Annotated in this window: 17 protein-coding genes and 2 tRNA genes; 13 read left to right on the top strand and 6 right to left on the bottom strand. The window is 68.9% G+C overall.

What is annotated here, in order from left to right; all coding sequences use genetic code 11:
* Nucleotides 1–76: 76 nt before the first annotated feature.
* From ASF58_RS10350 to ASF58_RS10360, 3 genes are all read left to right on the top strand, one after another.
* Complete coding sequence (locus ASF58_RS10350) at nt 77–562, top strand: ATP F0F1 synthase subunit B (protein ID WP_200930194.1); 486 nt, start codon at nt 77–79, stop codon at nt 560–562.
* 128 nt (nt 563–690) lie between these two features.
* Entirely contained in the window at nt 691–1617 is a 927-nt protein-coding gene (locus tag ASF58_RS10355) for an ABC transporter ATP-binding protein (RefSeq protein ID WP_055951226.1), read from the top strand.
* Entirely contained in the window at nt 1614–2375 is a 762-nt protein-coding gene (locus tag ASF58_RS10360; protein ID WP_055951229.1) for an ABC transporter permease, read from the top strand. The genes ASF58_RS10355 and ASF58_RS10360 overlap by 4 nt, the downstream gene beginning before the upstream one ends.
* 17 nt (nt 2376–2392) lie before the next feature.
* Here ASF58_RS10360 and ASF58_RS10365 read toward each other — a convergent pair whose 3' ends face one another.
* Both ASF58_RS10365 and ASF58_RS10370 read right to left on the bottom strand, forming a co-directional pair.
* Nucleotides 2393–3157 (bottom strand): alpha/beta fold hydrolase, encoded by a 765-nt coding sequence (locus ASF58_RS10365; protein WP_055951233.1) that lies wholly within the window; start codon nt 3155–3157, stop codon nt 2393–2395.
* 152 nt (nt 3158–3309) lie between these two features.
* Entirely contained in the window at nt 3310–4566 is a 1257-nt protein-coding gene (locus ASF58_RS10370; protein WP_055951236.1) for an outer membrane beta-barrel protein, read from the bottom strand.
* Between the two features lie 351 nt (nt 4567–4917).
* Between ASF58_RS10370 and ASF58_RS10375 the strand changes: the two genes are divergently transcribed.
* A complete protein-coding gene (locus tag ASF58_RS10375; protein WP_055951239.1) occupies nt 4918–5748 on the top strand; it encodes an FkbM family methyltransferase in 831 nt (276 codons plus the stop codon).
* A gap of 32 nt (nt 5749–5780) precedes the next feature.
* Here the strand turns inward: ASF58_RS10375 and sfsA are convergent, their stop codons facing one another.
* Nucleotides 5781–6488 carry a DNA/RNA nuclease SfsA gene (sfsA, locus tag ASF58_RS10380; protein ID WP_055951242.1) on the bottom strand — a complete coding sequence of 236 codons (708 nt, stop codon included), beginning with the start codon at nt 6486–6488 and terminating at the stop codon, nt 5781–5783.
* A gap of 163 nt (nt 6489–6651) precedes the next feature.
* Here sfsA and ASF58_RS10385 point away from each other — a divergent pair, with 163 nt between their 5' ends.
* Nucleotides 6652–7431 (top strand): DUF937 domain-containing protein, encoded by a 780-nt coding sequence (locus ASF58_RS10385; RefSeq protein ID WP_156375628.1) that lies wholly within the window; start codon nt 6652–6654, stop codon nt 7429–7431.
* 218 nt (nt 7432–7649) lie between these two features.
* On the top strand, nt 7650–8402 hold the full coding sequence (lexA, locus tag ASF58_RS10390; protein ID WP_055951248.1) for a transcriptional repressor LexA: 753 nt from the start codon (nt 7650–7652) through the stop codon (nt 8400–8402).
* On the opposite strand, the gene ASF58_RS10395 is transcribed toward lexA, so the two are convergent.
* Nucleotides 8396–10681, bottom strand: coding sequence for a ComEC/Rec2 family competence protein (locus ASF58_RS10395; RefSeq protein ID WP_082512984.1), 2286 nt, complete (start codon nt 10679–10681; stop codon nt 8396–8398). The two genes, lexA and ASF58_RS10395, sit on opposite strands and share 7 nt — an antisense overlap.
* Before the next feature lie 167 nt (nt 10682–10848).
* Between ASF58_RS10395 and gltX the strand changes: the two genes are divergently transcribed.
* Both gltX and gltA read left to right on the top strand, forming a co-directional pair.
* On the top strand, nt 10849–12270 hold the full coding sequence (gltX, locus tag ASF58_RS10400) for a glutamate--tRNA ligase (RefSeq protein WP_055951251.1): 1422 nt from the start codon (nt 10849–10851) through the stop codon (nt 12268–12270).
* Between the two features lie 249 nt (nt 12271–12519).
* Nucleotides 12520–13809, top strand: coding sequence for a citrate synthase (gene gltA / locus ASF58_RS10405; protein WP_055951254.1), 1290 nt, complete (start codon nt 12520–12522; stop codon nt 13807–13809).
* A gap of 88 nt (nt 13810–13897) precedes the next feature.
* Here gltA and cmk read toward each other — a convergent pair whose 3' ends face one another.
* Nucleotides 13898–14530, bottom strand: a complete 633-nt coding sequence (cmk, locus tag ASF58_RS10410) for a (d)CMP kinase (protein ID WP_055951259.1) — start codon at nt 14528–14530, stop codon at nt 13898–13900.
* A 5-nt stretch (nt 14531–14535) separates the two neighbouring features.
* Nucleotides 14536–15885, bottom strand: coding sequence for a 3-phosphoshikimate 1-carboxyvinyltransferase (aroA, locus tag ASF58_RS10415; protein WP_055951263.1), 1350 nt, complete (start codon nt 15883–15885; stop codon nt 14536–14538).
* Nucleotides 15886–16141: 256 nt separating this feature from the next.
* Here aroA and ASF58_RS10420 point away from each other — a divergent pair, with 256 nt between their 5' ends.
* The 5 genes from ASF58_RS10420 (at nt 16142) to ASF58_RS10440 (ending at nt 18457) form a co-directional block, all read left to right on the top strand.
* Nucleotides 16142–16534, top strand: coding sequence for a TIGR02300 family protein (locus ASF58_RS10420; RefSeq protein WP_082512985.1), 393 nt, complete (start codon nt 16142–16144; stop codon nt 16532–16534).
* Nucleotides 16535–16699: 165 nt separating this feature from the next.
* A tRNA-Ala gene (locus ASF58_RS10425) sits at nt 16700–16775 on the top strand.
* Between the two features lie 246 nt (nt 16776–17021).
* Nucleotides 17022–17097, top strand: a tRNA-Ala gene (locus tag ASF58_RS10430).
* A gap of 145 nt (nt 17098–17242) precedes the next feature.
* Nucleotides 17243–17797 (top strand): hypothetical protein, encoded by a 555-nt coding sequence (locus ASF58_RS10435; RefSeq protein WP_055951395.1) that lies wholly within the window; start codon nt 17243–17245, stop codon nt 17795–17797.
* Nucleotides 17798–18028: 231 nt separating this feature from the next.
* A complete protein-coding gene (locus ASF58_RS10440; protein WP_082512986.1) occupies nt 18029–18457 on the top strand; it encodes a DUF2147 domain-containing protein in 429 nt (142 codons plus the stop codon).
* Nucleotides 18458–18485: the final 28 nt, after the last annotated feature.

Here is an 18485-nt window from a genome sequence, read left to right on the forward strand (position 1 = left end):
ACCTGACCGGTAGGACCCGAGGGGCGAAGACCCCGCCGGGATCGCCGGACACCATCGAGTTGGGACGACGAGCATGTTGTTGGAAGCCGAATTCTGGGTCGCAGTCGCCTTCGTCCTGTTCATGGCCGTGGTCTGGAAGGTCGGTGGCTTCGACCAGATCACCAAGGGACTCGATGGTCGCGCCAAGCGCGTCCGCCACGAGCTCGACGAGGCCCGTCGGCTCCGTGAGGAGGCCGCCGGCGTCCTCGCCGATTACAAGAAGCGCCGCGTCGAGGCCGAGCGCGAGGCCGAGGCCATCGTGGCCTCCGCCCGCAACGAAGCCCAGCGCATGGCCGACGAGGGGCATGCCCGCCTGAACGATTTCATCGCCCGCCGCACCAAGTCGGCGGAGACCAAGATCGCGCAGGCCGAGGTCCAGGCGACCGCCCAGGTTCGGGCCGCCGCCGCCGACGCGGCGGTGAAGGTCTCCGAGGTCATCCTGCGCGAGCGCATGCAGGGCGAGACGGCCGAAGGTCTCGTGCGCCAGAGCCTCGGCGAGGTTCGGACCCGCCTGCAGGCCTGATTCCTCGCACTGCGACACCAGGGAGAGCCGCCGCAAGGCGGCTTTTTCGTTTTCGGAGCCGTCGCGCGCCGGTGGCGTGCTAGAAGGCCGCCCCGATCGCGCCGGCGCCATGCCGCAGCGGAGTTTCGATGCAGCCGATCATCTCGATCCAGAACCTGTCCAAGGTCTATGCGTCGGGCCTCAAGGCCCTCGACGGCATCAACCTCGACATCGCCGAGGGCGAGATCTTCGCGCTTCTCGGTCCGAACGGGGCCGGCAAGACGACGCTGATCAGCATCGTGTGCGGCATCGTCACGGCAAGCGCCGGCCGTATCCTCGCGGGCGGGCACGACATCGCCCAGAACTACCGCCAGGCCCGTCGCATGATCGGCCTCGTCCCGCAGGAGCTCACCACCGACGCCTTCGAGACGGTGTGGGCGACGACGAGCTTCAGCCGCGGTCTCTACGGCCTCAAGCCGGATCCGGCACATATCGAGCGTGTGCTGCGCGACCTCTCCCTGTGGGAGAAGCGTGACGCGCGGATCATGACCCTGTCGGGTGGGATGAAGCGGCGGGTGCTCATCGCCAAGGCCCTGAGCCATGAGCCCCGCATCCTCTTCCTCGACGAGCCCACCGCCGGCGTCGACGTGGAACTGCGCCGCGACATGTGGCGCCTCGTGCGCTCGCTGCGCGACACGGGCGTCACCATCATCCTGACCACGCACTACATCGACGAGGCCGAGGAGATGGCCGATCGCATCGGTGTCATCCGCAAGGGTGAGATCATCCTGGTCGAGGAAAAGGCCGAGCTGATGCGCAAGCTCGGGAAGAAGCAGATGACGCTGAACCTGCAGGAGCCGCTCGCCGCCCTGCCCCCGGCGCTGGCACGGCACGATCTCAACCTCAAGCCCGGCGGACAGGATCTGGTCTACACCTACGACACCAAGGGCGAGCGCACCGGGATCACGGCGCTGCTGGCCGACCTCGCCGCTGCCGGCATCCGCTTCCGCGACCTCCAGACCAGCCAGTCCTCGCTGGAGGAAATCTTCGTCGACCTCGTGAAGGAACGCGCATGAACTGGTACGCGGTCCGCGCCATCTACGGCTTCGAGATGGCACGCTTTTGGCGCACGGCGCTCCAGAGCATCGTGGCGCCGGTCATCGCCACCTCCCTCTACTTCGTGGTCTTCGGGGCGGCCATCGGCTCCCGGGTCGCCTCGGTGGACGGGGTCGCCTACGGCGCCTTCATCGTGCCCGGGCTGATGATGCTCTCGCTCCTGACGCAGAGCATCGCCAATGCCTCGTTCGGCATCTACTTTCCGCGCTTCGCCGGCACGATCTACGAGATTCTGTCCGCCCCGGTCTCACCCCTCGAGATCGTGCTCGGCTATGTCGGCGCGGCCGCTTCGAAGTCGATCCTCATCGGTCTGATCATCCTGGCCACCGCCGCCCTGTTCGTGCCCCTGCGGATCGAGCATCCCTTCGTGATGGTGCTGTTCCTGCTGCTGACGGCGGTCACCTTCAGCCTGTTCGGCTTCCTGATCGGCCTTTGGGCCGACGGTTTCGAGAAGCTGCAGCTCGTGCCCCTTCTCATCGTGACGCCGCTGACCTTCCTCGGGGGCAGCTTCTACGCCATCGAGATGCTGCCGCCGTTCTGGCGTGCGGTGAGCCTCGCCAACCCGGTGGTCTACCTGATCAGTGGCTTCCGCTGGGCCTTCTTCGGCACCTCGGATGTCGGCGTCGGAATCAGCCTCACCATGGCGTTGGTGTTCCTGGTCCTGTGTCTCGCCGGCGTGACCTGGATCTTCCGGACCGGCTACCGCCTGAAGAGCTGAGGCGCAGGGTTGCGCCCTCAGGGGCGCTTGGCCAGGAAGTCGAGGACGCCGGTCCGATGCGTGCGGTCGCCCACCGCGGTGCTGTGGTCGCGGTTCTGCAGCTCGAGGGCCGTGCCGTTCGGGAGCAGGCTCGCCAGCGCCGGACCTGAGCCCGAGACGGTGTCGAGGGTGCCGGTCGTCACCAGGGTCGGTGCTCTGATCTCGGCGACTTCGGCGCGCGACAGGGCCTGGCGCGAACCGCGCATACAGGCGGCCAAGGCTCGCAGGTCGCTCCTCGTCTGCTCGGCAAAGGTCCGGAACGCGGCGGCCGTCGGGTTCGGGGCCGGTGCGCCGGGCTCCGCTTCCAGGGCCTCGGCGATCCCGTCCGGCAGGCCCTTGCCCTCCACGAGGTGCAGGCCGAGGCCGCCGAGCAGCAGCGAGCGGACGCGCTCCGGCGCATCGAGGGCGAGGAAGGCGGCGATGCGCGCGCCCATCGAGTAGCCCATGATGTCGGCCTTGCGGATTTCGAGATGGTCGAGCAGGCGCCGCGCATCCTGGGCCATCAGATCCGCGCCATAGAGCTCCGGGTCGTAGAGCTTCTGGCTCTCGCCATGGCCCCGGTTGTCGAGCGCGATCGTGCGGTAGCCGGCCTGGGTCAGGGTCCGGACCCAGAGCGTGTTGACCCAGTTCACCGCATGATTCGAGGCGAAGCCGTGGATCAGCAGAACCGGGTCGCCCGACCCGCCGACGGCCGGGACGTCGATATAGGCGAGGGAAACACCGTCGGAATCGAAGCGCTGCATGGTCTCGGGCCTTATCGGTCGGGGCATGGTTCCGCCTCCTTGAACCGCTGCGTGCGCGGACGGAAGCCCCCCGGTGACGGCAGGCCGCAAATGAAAGCGGCGGCAGGGTGCCCTGCCGCCGCGTTTCGTCGAACCGGATCGTTTCGATCGGATCAGAAGGTGATGCCGGTCTCCAGCATGTAGCGCTCCTGCGAAGTCTTCAGGCCGCTGCGGCCGAAGCCGAGGCCGGGCGTGACGTCGTAGAGCTGCACGGTCGAGAACTCGCCGCGGACGAAGTAGCGATCGAAGGTGAAGGTCGGGGTCACCGTGAAGGAGAAGGCCGAGCTGCCGGCGCCGTAGAGCACCGAGGTCTGGCCGAACGGATTGTTGCGATTGCCGCTCTGGCTGATGTACTCGACGCGGCCCGCGAGAGCGAAATTGTCCGTGAAGGCGTAGCTGGCGAGGAGGGCGCCGCCGATGGTTTCGGCCCCGGCGAGACCGAGGACGGCGTTCTGCTCCACGTTGGTGTACTGGACGTACGGCGTCACGATCCAGGGACCGTCCGCGTAGGTGTAGTTGGCGCTGATGATGCTGCTGTTCTGCAGCGAGACCGGCGTGGCGTACTGGAAGCGAAGGCCGCGACGACCGAACGGGTCTGCGAAGTCGAAGTTGGTGTAGCTGGAGAAGTGCGTGCCGCCGTTGATGCCCACCGTGTTGGCGGCGTCGATCTTGTAGGTGATCGCACCCGTGACCCAGTTGATCTCGCCGGAATAGAAGCCATCGGTCGCGGCGAACGAGGCGGCCCACGGACCATCCGAGTAGTTCACCTGCACGCCCTGGTTGATCACGTTCTCCTGGCCGAAGAGAAGGCCGCGCGAGATGTTCAGGTTCTGGAAGGTGAAGGGCAGTTCGGAGCCGATGAGGGTCGGCATGCGGCCGCCCTGGATCGACCAGTTGTCGTTGATCACGTACTTGCCGAACACGATCGGCGCGGGGGAATACAGCAGATCCGTCTGGTCGAACGTACCGTAGATCGGCAGGCCGAGGCCGGGGATCGAGTAGGCGCCGAAGGCGGCGTAGAACTGGAACGGACCGTCGGCCTTCTGGATGAAGCCCATCAGGTTCGAGACGTCCACGCGTCCCGCCCGATCACTCGGCAGCGGAGCGGGGGAGAACGTGTACTGGTTGGGCTGGGTGTAGAAGTAGCCCGTCACCGCACCGCCGACATAGATGTCGCCGAAGGCGCCGAGCGTCAGGCAGGACGGGTTCGGGTTCTGCTTGATGACGCCGCCATAGGCCGGGAAGGTGATCTCGGCCTTGCACGGCGCGGGCGGGGCGGGCACCGCGAGCACCTTCGCCGGCATGTCGGCCGCAAAGGCGCAGACCGATGACATCAGGACGGCCGAAAGGGCGAGGAGCGAGCGGTGCATGGCGATGGGAACTCTGCGAGAGAATCTGCGTTAAAGCGACGTTCTCAAAGGTTCCCTGTTACGGCAAAGCTATCCTTTGTGCAGACGCCTATTTTTCGGGCAAACTAGGCCGAGCGGACTGGGTTTCAGTCGCGGTGTTGCCACAATGGAACAGGTCTGACCACCAAACGCGGCGGCGAAGATTTGCGCCAGCTTCCCAGGTGCCATGACGGATCGATCGCATCTGCGATCCACGGCGATGGTCCCGAGGCGTCTGCCGCGCGGATCGGCTCGGGATCCCGTGACCCTTCGCCGTCCGCCCGCGAGACCGTCGCTTGCCGCCGCGCCCGCGCGCTGGCATCAGCACGCACGATGAAAGACACGCAGCCCTACGGCACCTACGCTCCCACTGGCCTCGTCGCGCGGATCGCTCGGCAGACGGGCCGGATCTCGTACGCGAGCTGGGCAGGCCGACGCGTCGCCCTGTTCCTGCGCCGGGTGGCGATCGGGCTGCTGCGCGGTGCGCCCCTCGACGTCGAGCGCTACGGCGCCCGCATGCGGCTCTATCCCTACAACAACAACTGCGAGAAGAAGGTGCTCTTCACGCCGCAGTTCTTCGATCCGGAGGAGCGCGAACTCCTCCGGGCGAAGCTGCAGCCCGGCTGCACCTTCCTGGATATCGGCGCGAATATCGGCGCCTACGCGCTGTTCGTGGCGGCCTTCGCGGGGCCGCGCGCCCGCATCCTCGCCGTCGAGCCGCAGCCGGACGTGTTCGACCGCCTGACCTACAACATCGGTCAGAACCCGTTCGGGACGGTCAAGGCGGTGGCCTGCGCGGTCGCCGACAAGGCCGGCGAACTCACCCTGTTCGTCGACCCGCGCAACCGAGGCGAATCCAGCTTGAAGATCGTCGGGACGAACGAGGGCGCGCAGATCCGCGTGCCCGCCGTGCCCCTGCTCGATCTCGCTCGCGGAGAGGGCATCACCCGCATCGACGCGATGAAGCTCGATGTCGAGGGCGCGGAGGACCTGATCCTCGAACCCTTCCTGCGCGCCGCGCCCGCAAGCCTCCACCCGCGACTGCTGATCGTCGAGAACGGCACCGACCAGTGGCAGATCGACCTGCCCGCCTTGCTCGAGCAGCACGGCTATCGCCGGATCGCCCGGACCCGCCTCAACCTGATCTTCGAGCGGGCCGACTGAGGGGGCCGATCGGTCCTCCCAGGAGGCGCGCCCTAGAGCACCGGAATGGCATCCGCCACGGTGATCCCGGCAGGGTCGATGCGGCAGCGATGGGCGTGCACCACGACGCCGGCGGCCCGAGCCGTCCGAAGCGCCCGGTCGAAGGCGGGATCGAGGTCCCGGGCGGCGTCGAAGCGATCCGCCCACATCTGCACCACGATGATGACCATGGCCCGTCCCCCGGCCTCGACGACGGCCGCGAGGTCCATCATGTGACGGGCGCTGCGGGCGGCAACGCAATCCGGGAATTCCGCGAGGCCGGGCCGGCGCATCAGGTGGCAGTTCTTCACCTCGACATGGCAGGGGGGCACCCCCTCCCCCGTGGCGAGGAAATCGACGCGGCTGGCTTGGGCGTAGCGGACTTCGGGGCGCAGGTTCGTGTAGCCGGCGAGGGACGGCAGGCCGCCGGCGGCGAAGGCCTCCGCCACCAGGGCGTTCGGCCGCATCGTGTTGATCCCGACCCATTGCCGGCCGCCGGGCAGGTCCGCGTCCACCAATTCCCATGAGAAGGGCAGCTTGCGCGTCGGGCTGCGGACGTCGGACAGCAGGGCGCGCGCGCCCGGCACGGCAAGTCCCAGCATCGCCCCCGGATTGGGACAATGGGCCGTGATCAGGGATCCATCGACAAGCTGCAGATCGGCGAGAAAGCGCTTGTAGCGCCGCACCAGGCGCGCCTCGATCAGGGGCGAAGGGAAGCGCATCGCAGGTCCGGGGTGAGAAACAGGTTGATGCAGGTTCCCGTCGGCGGGGAATCAGGCCGTGGTGAGGCGCCCGGGCTGGTCAGTGCTGACCGGATGCGACAGACTTCGCGGGGCGCGCCCGGGTCGATGACCGGGAAAGCCGTTGTCCGTCCGCGAGGCCGCCATGTTTAATGTGTTCGATCTCCTTCAGGCGCAGGGGGGCGCCAGCGCGCAGGGTTTCGGACGGCAGTTCGGCTTGTCGCCGGAGCAGAGCCTGCGCGCGATGCAAGCCCTGCTCCCGGCCCTGACGATGGGGCTGCAGCGGAACGTCGCCCAGGATCCGACCGGCTTCGCGCACCTCTTCAACCTCGTTGGGCCTGCCGCGTCGAAGGCGTCGAGCGCCACGCCCCAGATGGACATGCTGGTCCAGCAACTCTTCGGCTCGCCCCACCTGAGCCAGGCGGTTCTGCAACAGGCCGCCACCGTCAGCGGCGTCGCGATGCCGGCCCTGAAGCAGATGCTGCCGATCATGGCGGGCATGGTGGTGGCGGGGATCGTCCACGTCATGATCAACCAGGCGCCCGCCGCAGCGCCGGCGCCGCGCGCCGAGGCGAACCCTTTCGGCTTCCCGCCCAATGCCTGGTCGGAGATGATGCAGGCGTTCCTGAAATCCGGCGGCAGTGCCCCGGAGCCCGCGGCGCCCGCGCCTCAGGTCCGGCCGCGTCCGGCGCGGCTCGCGGCCTCGCCCCGGCCCGAACCGGCCGCGCCGGACACGTCCTCCGCGGAAGCGCCCTTCGACATGATGCAGCAGATGTTTCAGACGGGCCTGGAGGTACAACAGGAGAACGCCCGCGCGATGCAGCGCCTGTTCGATACCTTCTGGCACGATCCCCGCGACCCGACCGAGACGGGCGGTCACGGGCCCGGCGATCGGCCCAAGACGGGAGGCACCGGGCAGCGCTAGCCGAAGCCGGCATCTGCGGAGACACAGGCGCTCAACTGACCCGAGGCGTTGCTGTCGAACTCAACACCGCGTTCCACAAGCCCCATCGCGCCATTGGGTTGGGCAAGGGGCCTCTAGACAGGAACCCTTGCAGAACACTTACGGAACGTTTAACGTGTTCGTGGTTTGTTTCTGGTGCCACCCGCCGCGATCCGTGGCCCTAACGAAGAGTGCCCCGCATGTTGACGCGTAAGCAGCTGGACCTGCTCCAGTTCATCCAGCTCCGGATGCGCGAGAGCGGCGTTCCCCCGTCGTTCGACGAGATGAAGGACGCTCTCGACCTGAAGTCGAAGTCGGGCATTCACCGCCTGATCACGGCCCTCGAGGAGCGCGGCTTTCTGCGCCGGCTGCCCAACCGGGCGCGGGCGATCGAGGTGATCCGGATGCCGGAGAGCCTCGGCGGGAACGCGGGCGCCCCGCGCACCGCACCGGCCCCCGAGGTTCGACGCTTCACGCCGAGCGTGGTCGAAGGCGGGAAAGGCAAGGGCCTGCCGGCCGGCGCATCGGTGTCCCGCCTGCCGACCACGCAAGCCACCGACGAGAGCGGTCGGGCGGTGACCATCCCGGTGATGGGTCGGATCGCGGCGGGTACGCCCATCTCGGCCATCCAGGAACAGAGCCATTCGGTGACGATGTCACCCGATTTCCTGGCCGGTGGCGAGCATTACGCCCTGGAGGTGCGCGGTGATTCGATGGTCGATGCCGGCATCCTCGACGGCGACCTGGTCGTGATCCGCAAGCAGGATACGGCCAATACGGGCGACATCATCGTGGCGCTCATCGACGACGAGGAAGCCACGCTGAAGCGCCTGCGCCGGCGCGGCTCGTCCATCGCCCTGGAAGCGGCGAACCCGGCCTATGAGACGCGGGTCCTCGGCCCGGATCGGGTGCAGATCCAGGGACGGCTCGTCAGCCTCGTGCGCCGCTACTGAGGGATTTCTCCGTTCGGTTGTTCACCGGCAGGATCCAACGGATCGTCGGTACGCTCGGGGATTTCCGGTAGAGCCGTCGCCGACGGTGGCGACGGTTGCGGGCGTGGTCCCGTCTGTTCCGACGACGGCGGTGACGGGGTTGCACGCCATGGCACGACGTCGCCGGGATGCTTCGCGGTGACGAGGGTCGGCCCATCGCGGGTGAGGCGGATGGCGGTTGCGCCGTGCGATCCCAGGAAATCCCGGTCGACGACGATCGGCGCGGCACAGCCTGCGGGTGCGGATTGCCGGGTGATCAAGATCGTGGCCCGGGCGCAGTCCTCCCCGAGGGCGCGCTTGTCGGTGATCAAGGCGAGCACGCGGCCGTCCGGCGTCGTGAGGGTACAACCCAGGCCATCGCAGCGTGAGCCCTGATACCCCGTGATCTCCTGCACCCTTCGATCGTCGCCATCGGCCTTGAGCCATTGCGCCAGCACGAAGGGGGGCGGCCGTCCAAGGGTGGCGAGGCGCCCGTTGCGCTCGCGGACGGCTGCGCCTGTCCCCTCACGATCGATGTAGATGTCGTAGCGGTCCGGGGCGGCGGCACAGGCCAGGCCGATCGCTGCGGGGATGAGGCCGAGCCAGCGCAGCGAAGAGGCCGGAAGTGTCAGGACGATCAGGGCCACTGCCAGAAGGCCGAGGGCGCCCGTGCCGAAGGCCGGGACCACCACGACGGCGTGTCCGAAGCCCGCAATCCAGGTGGAGATGGCGAGCATCCCCCGCACCGCGAGGCCCATCGCCCACCAGACCGGCTGATCCAGTGCGAACGGATAGGCCAGGATCCCGAGAACCGCCGACGGCATCACCGCCAGGGAGACCAGCGGCAGGGTGAGCGCATTGCCCACCAGCCCGAAGGGCTGCACCGTCTGAAAGTGATAGGTGGCGAAGGGCGCGGTGGCGATCTGGGCCACGAGGGTCGTCGCCAGGGTGCCGATGACCGCGGTGGTCACCAGGGCGAAGATCCGGGGGAGCGGGCCGGCCCCATCGCGCTGCAGCGCGCGTCCCGCGATCAGCGGCGCGCAGGCGATCAGGCCGGCGACCGCCCCGAACGACATCTGGAAGCTCGGGCCGAGGAGGCCGTCCGGCTCGCGGGCCAGGGCGATCAGGGCGGCGATGGCCAGGTTGCGCATGCTGAGCGCCGGGCGGTCGACCAGGATCGCGCCGAGCATCACGAGGGTCATGATCAGCGAACGCTCGGCGGCGATGTCCCAGCCGGAGAAGACGCAGTAGGCCGTGACGCCCACCATGGCGACGGCGGCGGCGATCTTCTTGATCGGCCAGTGCAAAGCCGCGAACGGAACGACGGCCAGGAGTGCCCGCACCAGCCAGAACACCACGCCGGCCGCCAGGACCATGTGGAGGCCCGAGATCGACACGACGTGGTAGATGCCGGCGGCGCGGAGGATGTCGTTGGTCTCCGGGCTGATCAGGCCGCGCTTGCCCGTCACCAGGGCCGCGGCCACCGCCCCGGCCTGGCCTCCGTTGGCGTCGGTGATACGGCGCGTCAGGGCGTTTCGGGCCGCATCCACGGCCGCAGCGAGGCGAACCTGCCAGTCCGCCGGCTCGGCTGACGGCCGCAACGCGACCTTGCCGACGAGGGAGCCCACCGCGCCGATCTCACGGAAGAAGGCATCCCGGGCGAAGTCGTAGCCTCCGGGACGGGCGGCCTCCGGCGGCGGAAGCAGGCGTGCGGTCGCGGCGATGCGGTCGCCCGGCTTCAGGGTGTTCGCCTTGCGATAGGACACGCGCACCCGGACCGGGCGGACCTGGGCGCCGAGGGTGCCGAAACTCTCGACGCGGATGATCAGGCGTGCCCCCTGCTCCCGCTCGTCCAAGCCTTCGATGGTGCCCACCAGCGGACCGATCGTGGTGCGGGCGAGGATCGGCCCGTCGACCCAGCGGACCCGTGCCGCGGCGGCGGCGAAGCCGAGGAGCGCGGCCATCGCGGCGAGCACCAGGGCCAGACCGAACGGGCGCGCGACGAGGAACGGCGTCGTCGCGGCGAGCAGCGCTGCGGCTGCGAGGGGCGCCAGGAGCGACGGTGTCCCCTGTGTCCCGAGAAAGTACACGAGGATGCCGTCTCCGAACGCGACGGCGAGCCAGGGGAACAACCGACGCTGCTCGATCTCCCGGCGCCAGCCCGCGCGGAACCAGTCCAGGATCAGCCCGGCGCCCGGTCGACGCGCCGCGAGGTGGCGCGTGATGCGCCCCATCGCCGCCGCCGCACGCGCCTGCGCCATCGCGAAAACCTCCGGGCGTGCGTCCCGGACCGAAAGCGGGCGAGGCGCCCTGCGATCTTAGGAACAGGACGATTTCTTAACGCGTGCCCGCGCGCATGCTACACGCGCGGTTCCGGGCCGGTCGATCCGCTTCTCGCCCGTATCACGAGCCATTCAAGTCCAGATTGATGTCGTCAGCCGTCGTCACGCGTTTCGCGCCCTCGCCAACGGGCTACCTCCACATCGGCGGGGCTCGCACGGCCCTGTTCAACTGGCTCTATGCCCGCCGTTTCGGCGGCCGCATGCTGCTGCGCATCGAGGACACCGATCGTGAGCGCTCGACGCAGGGCGCCATCGACGCGATCCTGGACGGTATGCGCTGGCTCGGGCTCGATTGGGACGGCGATGTCATCTACCAATACGCCCGGGCCGCCCGTCACCGCGAAGCCGCCGAGGGCCTGCTGGCCTCCGGGAACGCCTATCGCTGCTACGCGACGCCCGAGGAACTGACGGCGATGCGCGAGGCCGCACGGGCGGAGGGGCGTCCCCTGCGCTACGACGGCCGCTGGCGCGACCGCGACCCGTCCGAGGCGCCCGCCGGCGTGAAGCCCGTGATTCGCCTGCGCGCGCCGACCAGCGGCGAGACCGTGGTGGAGGACGGCGTCCAGGGACGGGTCGTCTGGCAGAACAAGGATCTCGACGACCTCGTCCTGCTGCGTTCGGACGGCAACCCGACCTACATGCTCGCCGTCGTGGTGGACGACCACGACATGGGCGTCACCCAGGTGATCCGCGGCGACGACCACCTCACTAACGCGGCGCGCCAGCGCCAGATCTACGATGCCCTCGGCTGGGAGGCGCCCGCCATGGCGCATATCCCGCTGATCCACGGTGCGGACGGCGCCAAGCTGTCGAAGCGCCACGGCGCCCTCGGCGTCGACGCCTACCGCGACCTCGGCTACCTGCCGAGCGCCCTGCGCAACTACCTCGTACGCCTGGGCTGGAGCCACGGGGACCAGGAGGTGTTCTCCACCGAGGAGATGATCGCCGCCTTCGACCTGAAGGCCATCGGGCGATCGCCGGCGCGCTTCGACTTCGCCAAGCTGGAGAACCTCAACGGCCTCTACATCCGCGGCGCGGCCGATGCAGACCTCGTCGCGGCCATCGACGACGTGTTGCCGGCGCTCGGTCCGGCCCGGGGAATCGCGGTGCCCATGAGCCCGGCCCTGCGCGAGACCCTCACCGCCGCGATGCCGGGCCTGAAGGAGCGGGCCAAGACCCTCGTCGAGCTGCTGGACAGCGCGTACTATCTCACCGCGGCCCGACCCCTGGTGCCCGACGAGAAAGCGAAGGGCTTGCTCGGCGACGAGGCCCGGACGCGCCTGGCCGCCCTCTTGCCGGCCCTCGCGGCGTTGCCCGACTGGACCGCCGCCGCCACCGAGGGCGCGGTCCGGCAGTTTGCCGAGGCGAATGGCCTTAAGCTTGGCCAGATCGCGCAGCCTCTCCGGGCGGCGCTCACCGGCCGGGCCACCTCGCCGCCGGTCTTCGACGTGATGGCCGTGCTCGGCCGGGAGGAATGTCTCGGCCGGCTGCGCGACCGGATCGACTGACACGCGCACGGCACCCATGGGGCGGTTCGTTTTCGCGTTTGGAGGGGAAGAATGACAAATCGGCCCGGATCTCGCTTCGACGTCGAGGTGAGCCGGGCCGTCGGTTGATGACGGTCCGCCGATCCGCTACCCCCATGCTCGTGTGAGCAAGTGCAGCATGCGCTGCCTTTGCACCCCGGACCCGGGTGGTCGATTGCATCGCCACGCGGGCCGACGCCGCCCCGCTGCCACGAAAGGGTCCAGGTCTCCATGAGCGCCTCCAGCACGATCACCGTGGGCGACAACCACGTCGAACTTCCGATCAAGACCGGCACCATCGGGCCGGACGTGATCGATATCGGCAAGCTCTACGCGAAGACGGGCAAGTTCACCTTCGATCCCGGCTTCACCTCTACCGCCTCCTGCGAGTCGAAGATCACCTACATCGACGGCGATGCGGGCATTCTCCTCTATCGGGGCTACCCCATCGAACAGATCGCCGAGCACGGTGACTTCCTCGAAACCTGCTACCTGATGCTGTTCGGCGAGCTGCCGACCCCGTCCCAGAAGGCGGATTTCGACTACCGGATCACGCGCCACACGATGGTGCATGATCAGATGAACCGGTTCTTCCAGGGGTTTCGCCGCGACGCGCACCCGATGGCGATCATGGTCGCCTGCGTCGGTGCCCTCTCGGCCTTCTATCACGACTCCACCGACATCTCGGACGACCAGCAGCGCATGGTCGCGTCGATGCGGATGATCGCCAAGATGCCCACCCTGGCGGCGATGGCCTACAAGTATTCGATCGGTCAGCCCTTCGTGTATCCGAAGAACGACCTCGACTACACCTCCAATTTCCTGCGGATGTGCTTCGCGGTTCCGTGCGAGGAGTTCAAGGTCAATCCGATCTTCGCCCGCGCGTTGGATCGGATCTTCATCCTACACGCCGATCACGAGCAGAACGCCTCGACCTCGACCGTGCGTCTCGCGGGCTCCTCGGGTGCCAATCCCTTCGCCTGCATCGCGGCCGGTATCGCCTGCCTCTGGGGACCCGCCCATGGTGGGGCCAACGAAGCGGCCCTGAAGATGCTCGAGGAGATCGGGCACCCGGAGAACGTGGCCAAGTACGTGGCCAAGGCGAAGGACAAGAACGATCCCTTCCGCCTGATGGGTTTCGGCCACCGCGTCTACAAGAACTACGATCCGCGCGCGCGCATCATGCAGAAGACCACCCACGAGGTGCTGGGCCAGCTCGGGATCAAGGACGACCCGCTGCTCGAGGTCGCGGTGCAGCTGGAGCAGATCGCCCTCAAGGACGACTACTTCATCGAGAAGAAGCTGTATCCGAACATCGATTTCTACTCCGGCATCACCCTGAAGGCGATGGGCTTCCCGACATCGATGTTCACGGTGCTGTTCGCCCTGGCCCGCACCACCGGCTGGATCGCCCAGTGGGCCGAGATGATCGAGGACCCGTCGCAGAAGATCGGCCGGCCGCGTCAGCTCTACATCGGCCCCGACAAGCGCGAATACACCCCGATCGACCAGCGCGCCTGATCGACGTCACGCCTCGCCGGACAGGCTCCGGCGAGGCGTTGGTTGTCCTCGACCGGCGAGGCCGGGGCGAACCGCGGCCCGGACCGTCCTAGTGCGGGCGGGCACGATCGACGATGGCGCGGGCGGCCGCGAAGGCCGCGTCGGCATCGAGGTCCGTGGTGTCGAGAATGACGGCATCGGTCGCCGCCTTCAGGGGCGCCGTGGAACGCTGCGCATCCCGTGCGTCGCGCGCGACGATATCGTCGAGAATGGCTCCCAGACTCGCGGCTTCCCCGCGGCGCAGCAATTCGAGGTGCCGGCGCCGGGCGCGTTCCTCGGGAGCAGCCGTGATGAAGAGCTTCACCTGGGCGTTGGGGCAGACCACGGTCCCGATATCGCGTCCATCCAGCACCGCGCCGCTGGCGTCGCCGGCAAAGCGCTGCTGCCACGCCAGGAGCGCGGCCCGCACCGCGGGAACCGCCGAGATGCGCGAGGCTGCCTCGCCCATGGCGCGCTCGCGCAGGCGCGGATCGGCGAGTCGGTCCGCGATCAGGCTGGAGGCGGCCCGCGCGGCGGCCTGATGATCGTCGAGGCTGCGCCCCGCATCGATCACCGTCAGGGCGACCGCCCGGTAGAGCAGGCCGGTATCGAGGTGCGGCAGGCCGTAATGGGCGGCCAGGCGCTTGGCGAGTGTGCCCTTGCCCGAGGCGGCGGGTCCGTCGATCGCGATCACCATCGGCATCGCGCTCAGCCCTCAATCCGGCCGCCGAGGTCCTGCATTGTCGGCAGGAAGCTCGGGAAGCTCGTGGCGATCATCGCGCCGTCATCGACCGTGACCGGCTCCCGGGTGGCGAGGCCCATGACCAGGAACGCCATGGCGATCCGGTGATCGAGATGGGTTGCCACCGTGCCGCCGCCCCGCGCCGGTTCGCCGGTGCCGTGGACCACGAGATCGTCGCCCTCGACGACGTAGGCGACGCCGTTGGCGCTGAGGCCGTCCGCCACCGCCGCGAGACGGTCGGATTCCTTCACCCGTAGCTCGTGCAGGCCGCGCATCCGCGTGGTGCCCTCCGCGAAGGCGGCCGCCACGGCGAGCACCGGGTACTCGTCGATCATCGCCGGCGCGCGTTCCGGGGGGACGTCGACGCCCTTGAGGCGGCTTGCCCGCACGCGCAGGTCGGCGACGGTCTCACCGCCCTCCTCCCGCTCGCGCAGGCGCTCGATCTCGGCGCCCATCTCGATCAGGGTGGTGATGAGACCGATCCGCAGGGGGTTCATCATGACGCCTTCCAGCGTCACCTCGGAGCCCGGGACGATCAGCGCCGCGACCAGGGGGAAGGCCGCTGACGAGGGATCGGCCGGCACGACCACCTTGGTGCCCCGCAGCGTGGGCTGTCCCGTGAGCGTGATCGTCCGCCCGTGTCCGTCGGGGCCGTGCGGCGTCACCGTGACCTCGGCGCCGAACAGGCGCAGCATCCGCTCGGTGTGGTCGCGGGTGGCCGCCGCCTCGATCACCGTCGTGGTCCCCGGGGCGTTCAGGGCGGCCAGCAGCACCGCCGACTTGATCTGCGCCGAGGCCACGGGCGTCTCGTAGGTGATGGGGATCGCCTCGCGGGGGCCGCGCAGGGTCAGGGGCACGCGGCCCCCCGCCTCCTCGCTCACCACCTCGGTCCCCATCCGCACCAGCGGATCCAGGATGCGGCGCATCGGCCGCTTGCGCAGGGAGGCATCGCCATCGAAGGTCGCGGTGACGGGCTGGCCGCCGACGACGCCCATCATCAGGCGCGAGCCGGTTCCGGCATTGCCGAAATCGAGCACATCCTCGGGATCGCTGAGACCGCCGATCCCGACGCCGCGCAGGCGCCAGCGCCCCTCGCCCACCCGCTCCACGTCGGCCCCGAGGGCCTTGGCGGCGGCCGCGGTGCGCAGGACGTCATCGCCCTCGAGTAGGCCCTCGACGTTGGTCTCGCCGATGCTGAGCAATCCGAGAATCATCGCGCGGTGCGAGATGGACTTGTCCCCCGGAGGCCGCAGGCTGCCCTGGAGGGGCAGGCCCGCATGAGCGGTCAGGGGGTGTGGCGGGGAATCATGGGACACGGGCGTCGACTTTTCGGCTGGGCGCAGGAGCGCCTGCGGGCTGGGCAGGCGCACCGATCAGGGCGCCGGTTAACATGCGTCGCCGCTGCCGTCATCCGATGGGCGTGCATCCCGGGCGGTCCGGCCTCGAAAACGCCCGTGGACGGCCGAATACGGGCGCAGAACCTACGCAATCCGCAAGAGAATTTGACAGGAGCGTCCCACGCGACTAACGGGGCGCCTCTCCCAAAAGATCGCACGTACTAGAGGTTCGCCCGTGGCCAGACCGGAACTCGGCTTGAAGCGTCAATGCATGAGCTGCGGCGCCAAGTTCTACGACCTCGACAACGATCCGCCGACCTGCCCGAAATGCGGAACGATCTATCAGGTCGCGGCAGCGTCGAGCCGCGCCGCCCCGGCCCTCGCGGCCCGTGCCAGCGCCGTTCCGGCGGATGACGACGAGGATACGGACGCCGAGAAGGGCGGTCCGGAGATCGTGTCCCTCGACGAGGTCGAAGCCGCCGAGGATGACGCGGACACGACGACCGAGGACGTCGACGGCGACAGCAACGACGATACGGATGACACCTTCCTCGAGGAAGAGGACACCGGTGACGACGACGTGGCCGACCTGATCGACGGCGATATCGAGAACGACGAGGAAAGCTGACGCGCGCACGCCGCCTCCGCCCGCCGGCAAAAAAGTTTGCCGGCGGGGCACAAAGGGGGTTGAGGCCGCGGACAAGCCCCAGTACATGACCGCTATCGGCGGCGGGCGACGCGCCCGCCGACGAAGACCACACCGGGATTTCCAGATGTCCGGTGTGTTGAGAGTGGGGCCTTAGCTCAGCTGGGAGAGCGCTTCCATGGCATGGAAGAGGTCATCGGTTCGATCCCGTTAGGCTCCACCAACTCTCTCTCAGACGACGATCCCGCGCATTGCCGCCACCGCTCGATGCATCCGCGTCGCGCGGTTTCGTGCGTTTGGTCCCTGCACGGCGAATGCCTCACGATCGGTGAGGAAATCGCCGGGGCCGCGAAATAGGGGTTGAGGCGGCGGCCCGATCCCAGTATGCCACCGCCATCGCCGGTGCGGCTCAGGCCTCTCCGGTGCGGACGACCACCTCGGGGGATCCAGAAACCCGGGTGTTGAGAGTGGGGCCTTAGCTCAGCTGGGAGAGCGCTTCCATGGCATGGAAGAGGTCATCGGTTCGATCCCGTTAGGCTCCACCAAACTTCCCCGCGACGTCTTCCCCGCGACGTGCCCCGACATCGACGTAGACCTTTCCGCACGTGCTGCGTATGGCGGTGCGGTGCGCGCCCGTGCAGCGGCCACGACGGTGCGCGGTGCGGGTGAATTGGACGTGGTTCGGTGTTCATGGCGACGTCCCTCCCCGGCGACCCGGGCCCGACCCCTGCTGCGGCGACCCTCCTCGGAGACCTGTGTGACCGCCTCCGGGCCGGGCCGAGTGCCACGGCGGTTCTGGAGGCTTGGTGCCGCGCCCGAGGGCTCGCCCAGGCACCAGGCCTCATCGCGCACCCCGTCGCGGCACCGGAGCGTCCGGCGAGCCCGGCGCAGCGGGAGCGCCTCGCCGTGCCGCGCGACGCGCTGGTGCGCTACCGCCGGGTCCGCCTGACCTGCGGCGCTCTCGTGCTGTCGGAGGCGGAGAACTGGTACGTCCCATCGCGCCTGACGCCCGCGATGAACCGGTTGCTGCAGACCAGCGAGGTGCCCTTCGGCCGCGTCGTGCACGACCTGTCGCCCACGCGCCGCAACCTGTCCCTGCGCCTCCTGCCTGCGGGGGACCGTCCGGACACCGCCGGGCTTGCCGAGCCGCTCTTCGCGATCGAGGCGCTCCTGCTGCGGGCGGATGGACAGCCTCTCTGTGAGGTCGGCGAGATCTATACCGGCGCCGTCCTGGCCCGTCCCTGAGGCGGCAGCGCCGCCGTCCTGGTCCGTCCCTAAGGCGGCGCCGGCGCCGTCCTGGCCCGTCCCCGAGGCGGCGCCGCCGCCGTCCTGGCCCGTCCCCGAGGCGGCGCCGCCGCCGTCCCTGGCCCGTCCCTGAGGCGGCGCTGCCGCCACGGCCGACCGAAGGTCTGGCCAGTGCGGAAGGCGCAGGCTATGCCCCTCGCCCGATCAACGCGAAGGGCAAGGACTTCCCACATGGCGATCACCGGACGGGTGTTGCGGAGCGCAGGCTGCGGATGGGCGATCGCGCTTGTGCTGGGCGGCGCGGCCTCGGCCCAGCAGGGGCGGGACGCCACCGGGCTTTGGCTGACGGAGACCGGGGTTTCGAAGGTGCGGATCAGCCGCTGCGGCAACGGCTATTGCGGGACGCTGGCGAGCGTCGCGGGCCCGGGGCTCGACGCGAAGAACCCTGACCCGTCCCTGCGCTCCCGCAGCCTCGTCGGCGTGCAGATCATGAACACCCGCACCGCCGGCGCGAGCGGCTACGAGGGCACGCTCTACAATCCCAACGACGGCAAAACCTACGCCGGCACCCTGACGATCAAGGGGCCGGACATCGTCGAGGTCTCGGGCTGCGTGATGAGCGTGTTCTGTAAGAGCCAGACCTGGAAGCGCGTGAACTGAGCGCTTGCCGCCCCTCCGGACGGGGTGG

The organism is Methylobacterium sp. Leaf125 (assembly GCF_001423085.1).
Classification (GTDB): domain Bacteria; phylum Pseudomonadota; class Alphaproteobacteria; order Rhizobiales; family Beijerinckiaceae; genus Methylobacterium.

What these genes read in the sequence shown, in the direction of transcription:
- ASF58_RS10355 (WP_055951226.1), top strand. Translation starts at nt 691, where the DNA reads ATGCAGCCGATCATCTCGATCCAGAACCTGTCCAAGGTCTATGCGTCG.
- ASF58_RS10360 (WP_055951229.1), top strand. Translation starts at nt 1,614, where the DNA reads ATGAACTGGTACGCGGTCCGCGCCATCTACGGCTTCGAGATGGCACGC.
- ASF58_RS10365 (WP_055951233.1), bottom strand. Translation starts at nt 3,157, where the DNA reads ATGCAGCGCTTCGATTCCGACGGTGTTTCCCTCGCCTATATCGACGTC.
- ASF58_RS10370 (WP_055951236.1), bottom strand. Translation starts at nt 4,566, where the DNA reads ATGCACCGCTCGCTCCTCGCCCTTTCGGCCGTCCTGATGTCATCGGTC.
- ASF58_RS10375 (WP_055951239.1), top strand. Translation starts at nt 4,918, where the DNA reads ATGAAAGACACGCAGCCCTACGGCACCTACGCTCCCACTGGCCTCGTC.
- sfsA (WP_055951242.1), bottom strand. Translation starts at nt 6,488, where the DNA reads ATGCGCTTCCCTTCGCCCCTGATCGAGGCGCGCCTGGTGCGGCGCTAC.
- ASF58_RS10385 (WP_156375628.1), top strand. Translation starts at nt 6,652, where the DNA reads ATGTTTAATGTGTTCGATCTCCTTCAGGCGCAGGGGGGCGCCAGCGCG.
- lexA (WP_055951248.1), top strand. Translation starts at nt 7,650, where the DNA reads ATGTTGACGCGTAAGCAGCTGGACCTGCTCCAGTTCATCCAGCTCCGG.
- ASF58_RS10395 (WP_082512984.1), bottom strand. Translation starts at nt 10,681, where the DNA reads ATGGCGCAGGCGCGTGCGGCGGCGGCGATGGGGCGCATCACGCGCCAC.
- gltX (WP_055951251.1), top strand. Translation starts at nt 10,849, where the DNA reads ATGTCGTCAGCCGTCGTCACGCGTTTCGCGCCCTCGCCAACGGGCTAC.
- gltA (WP_055951254.1), top strand. Translation starts at nt 12,520, where the DNA reads ATGAGCGCCTCCAGCACGATCACCGTGGGCGACAACCACGTCGAACTT.
- cmk (WP_055951259.1), bottom strand. Translation starts at nt 14,530, where the DNA reads ATGCCGATGGTGATCGCGATCGACGGACCCGCCGCCTCGGGCAAGGGC.
- ASF58_RS10435 (WP_055951395.1), top strand. Translation starts at nt 17,243, where the DNA reads ATGGCGACGTCCCTCCCCGGCGACCCGGGCCCGACCCCTGCTGCGGCG.
- ASF58_RS10440 (WP_082512986.1), top strand. Translation starts at nt 18,029, where the DNA reads ATGGCGATCACCGGACGGGTGTTGCGGAGCGCAGGCTGCGGATGGGCG.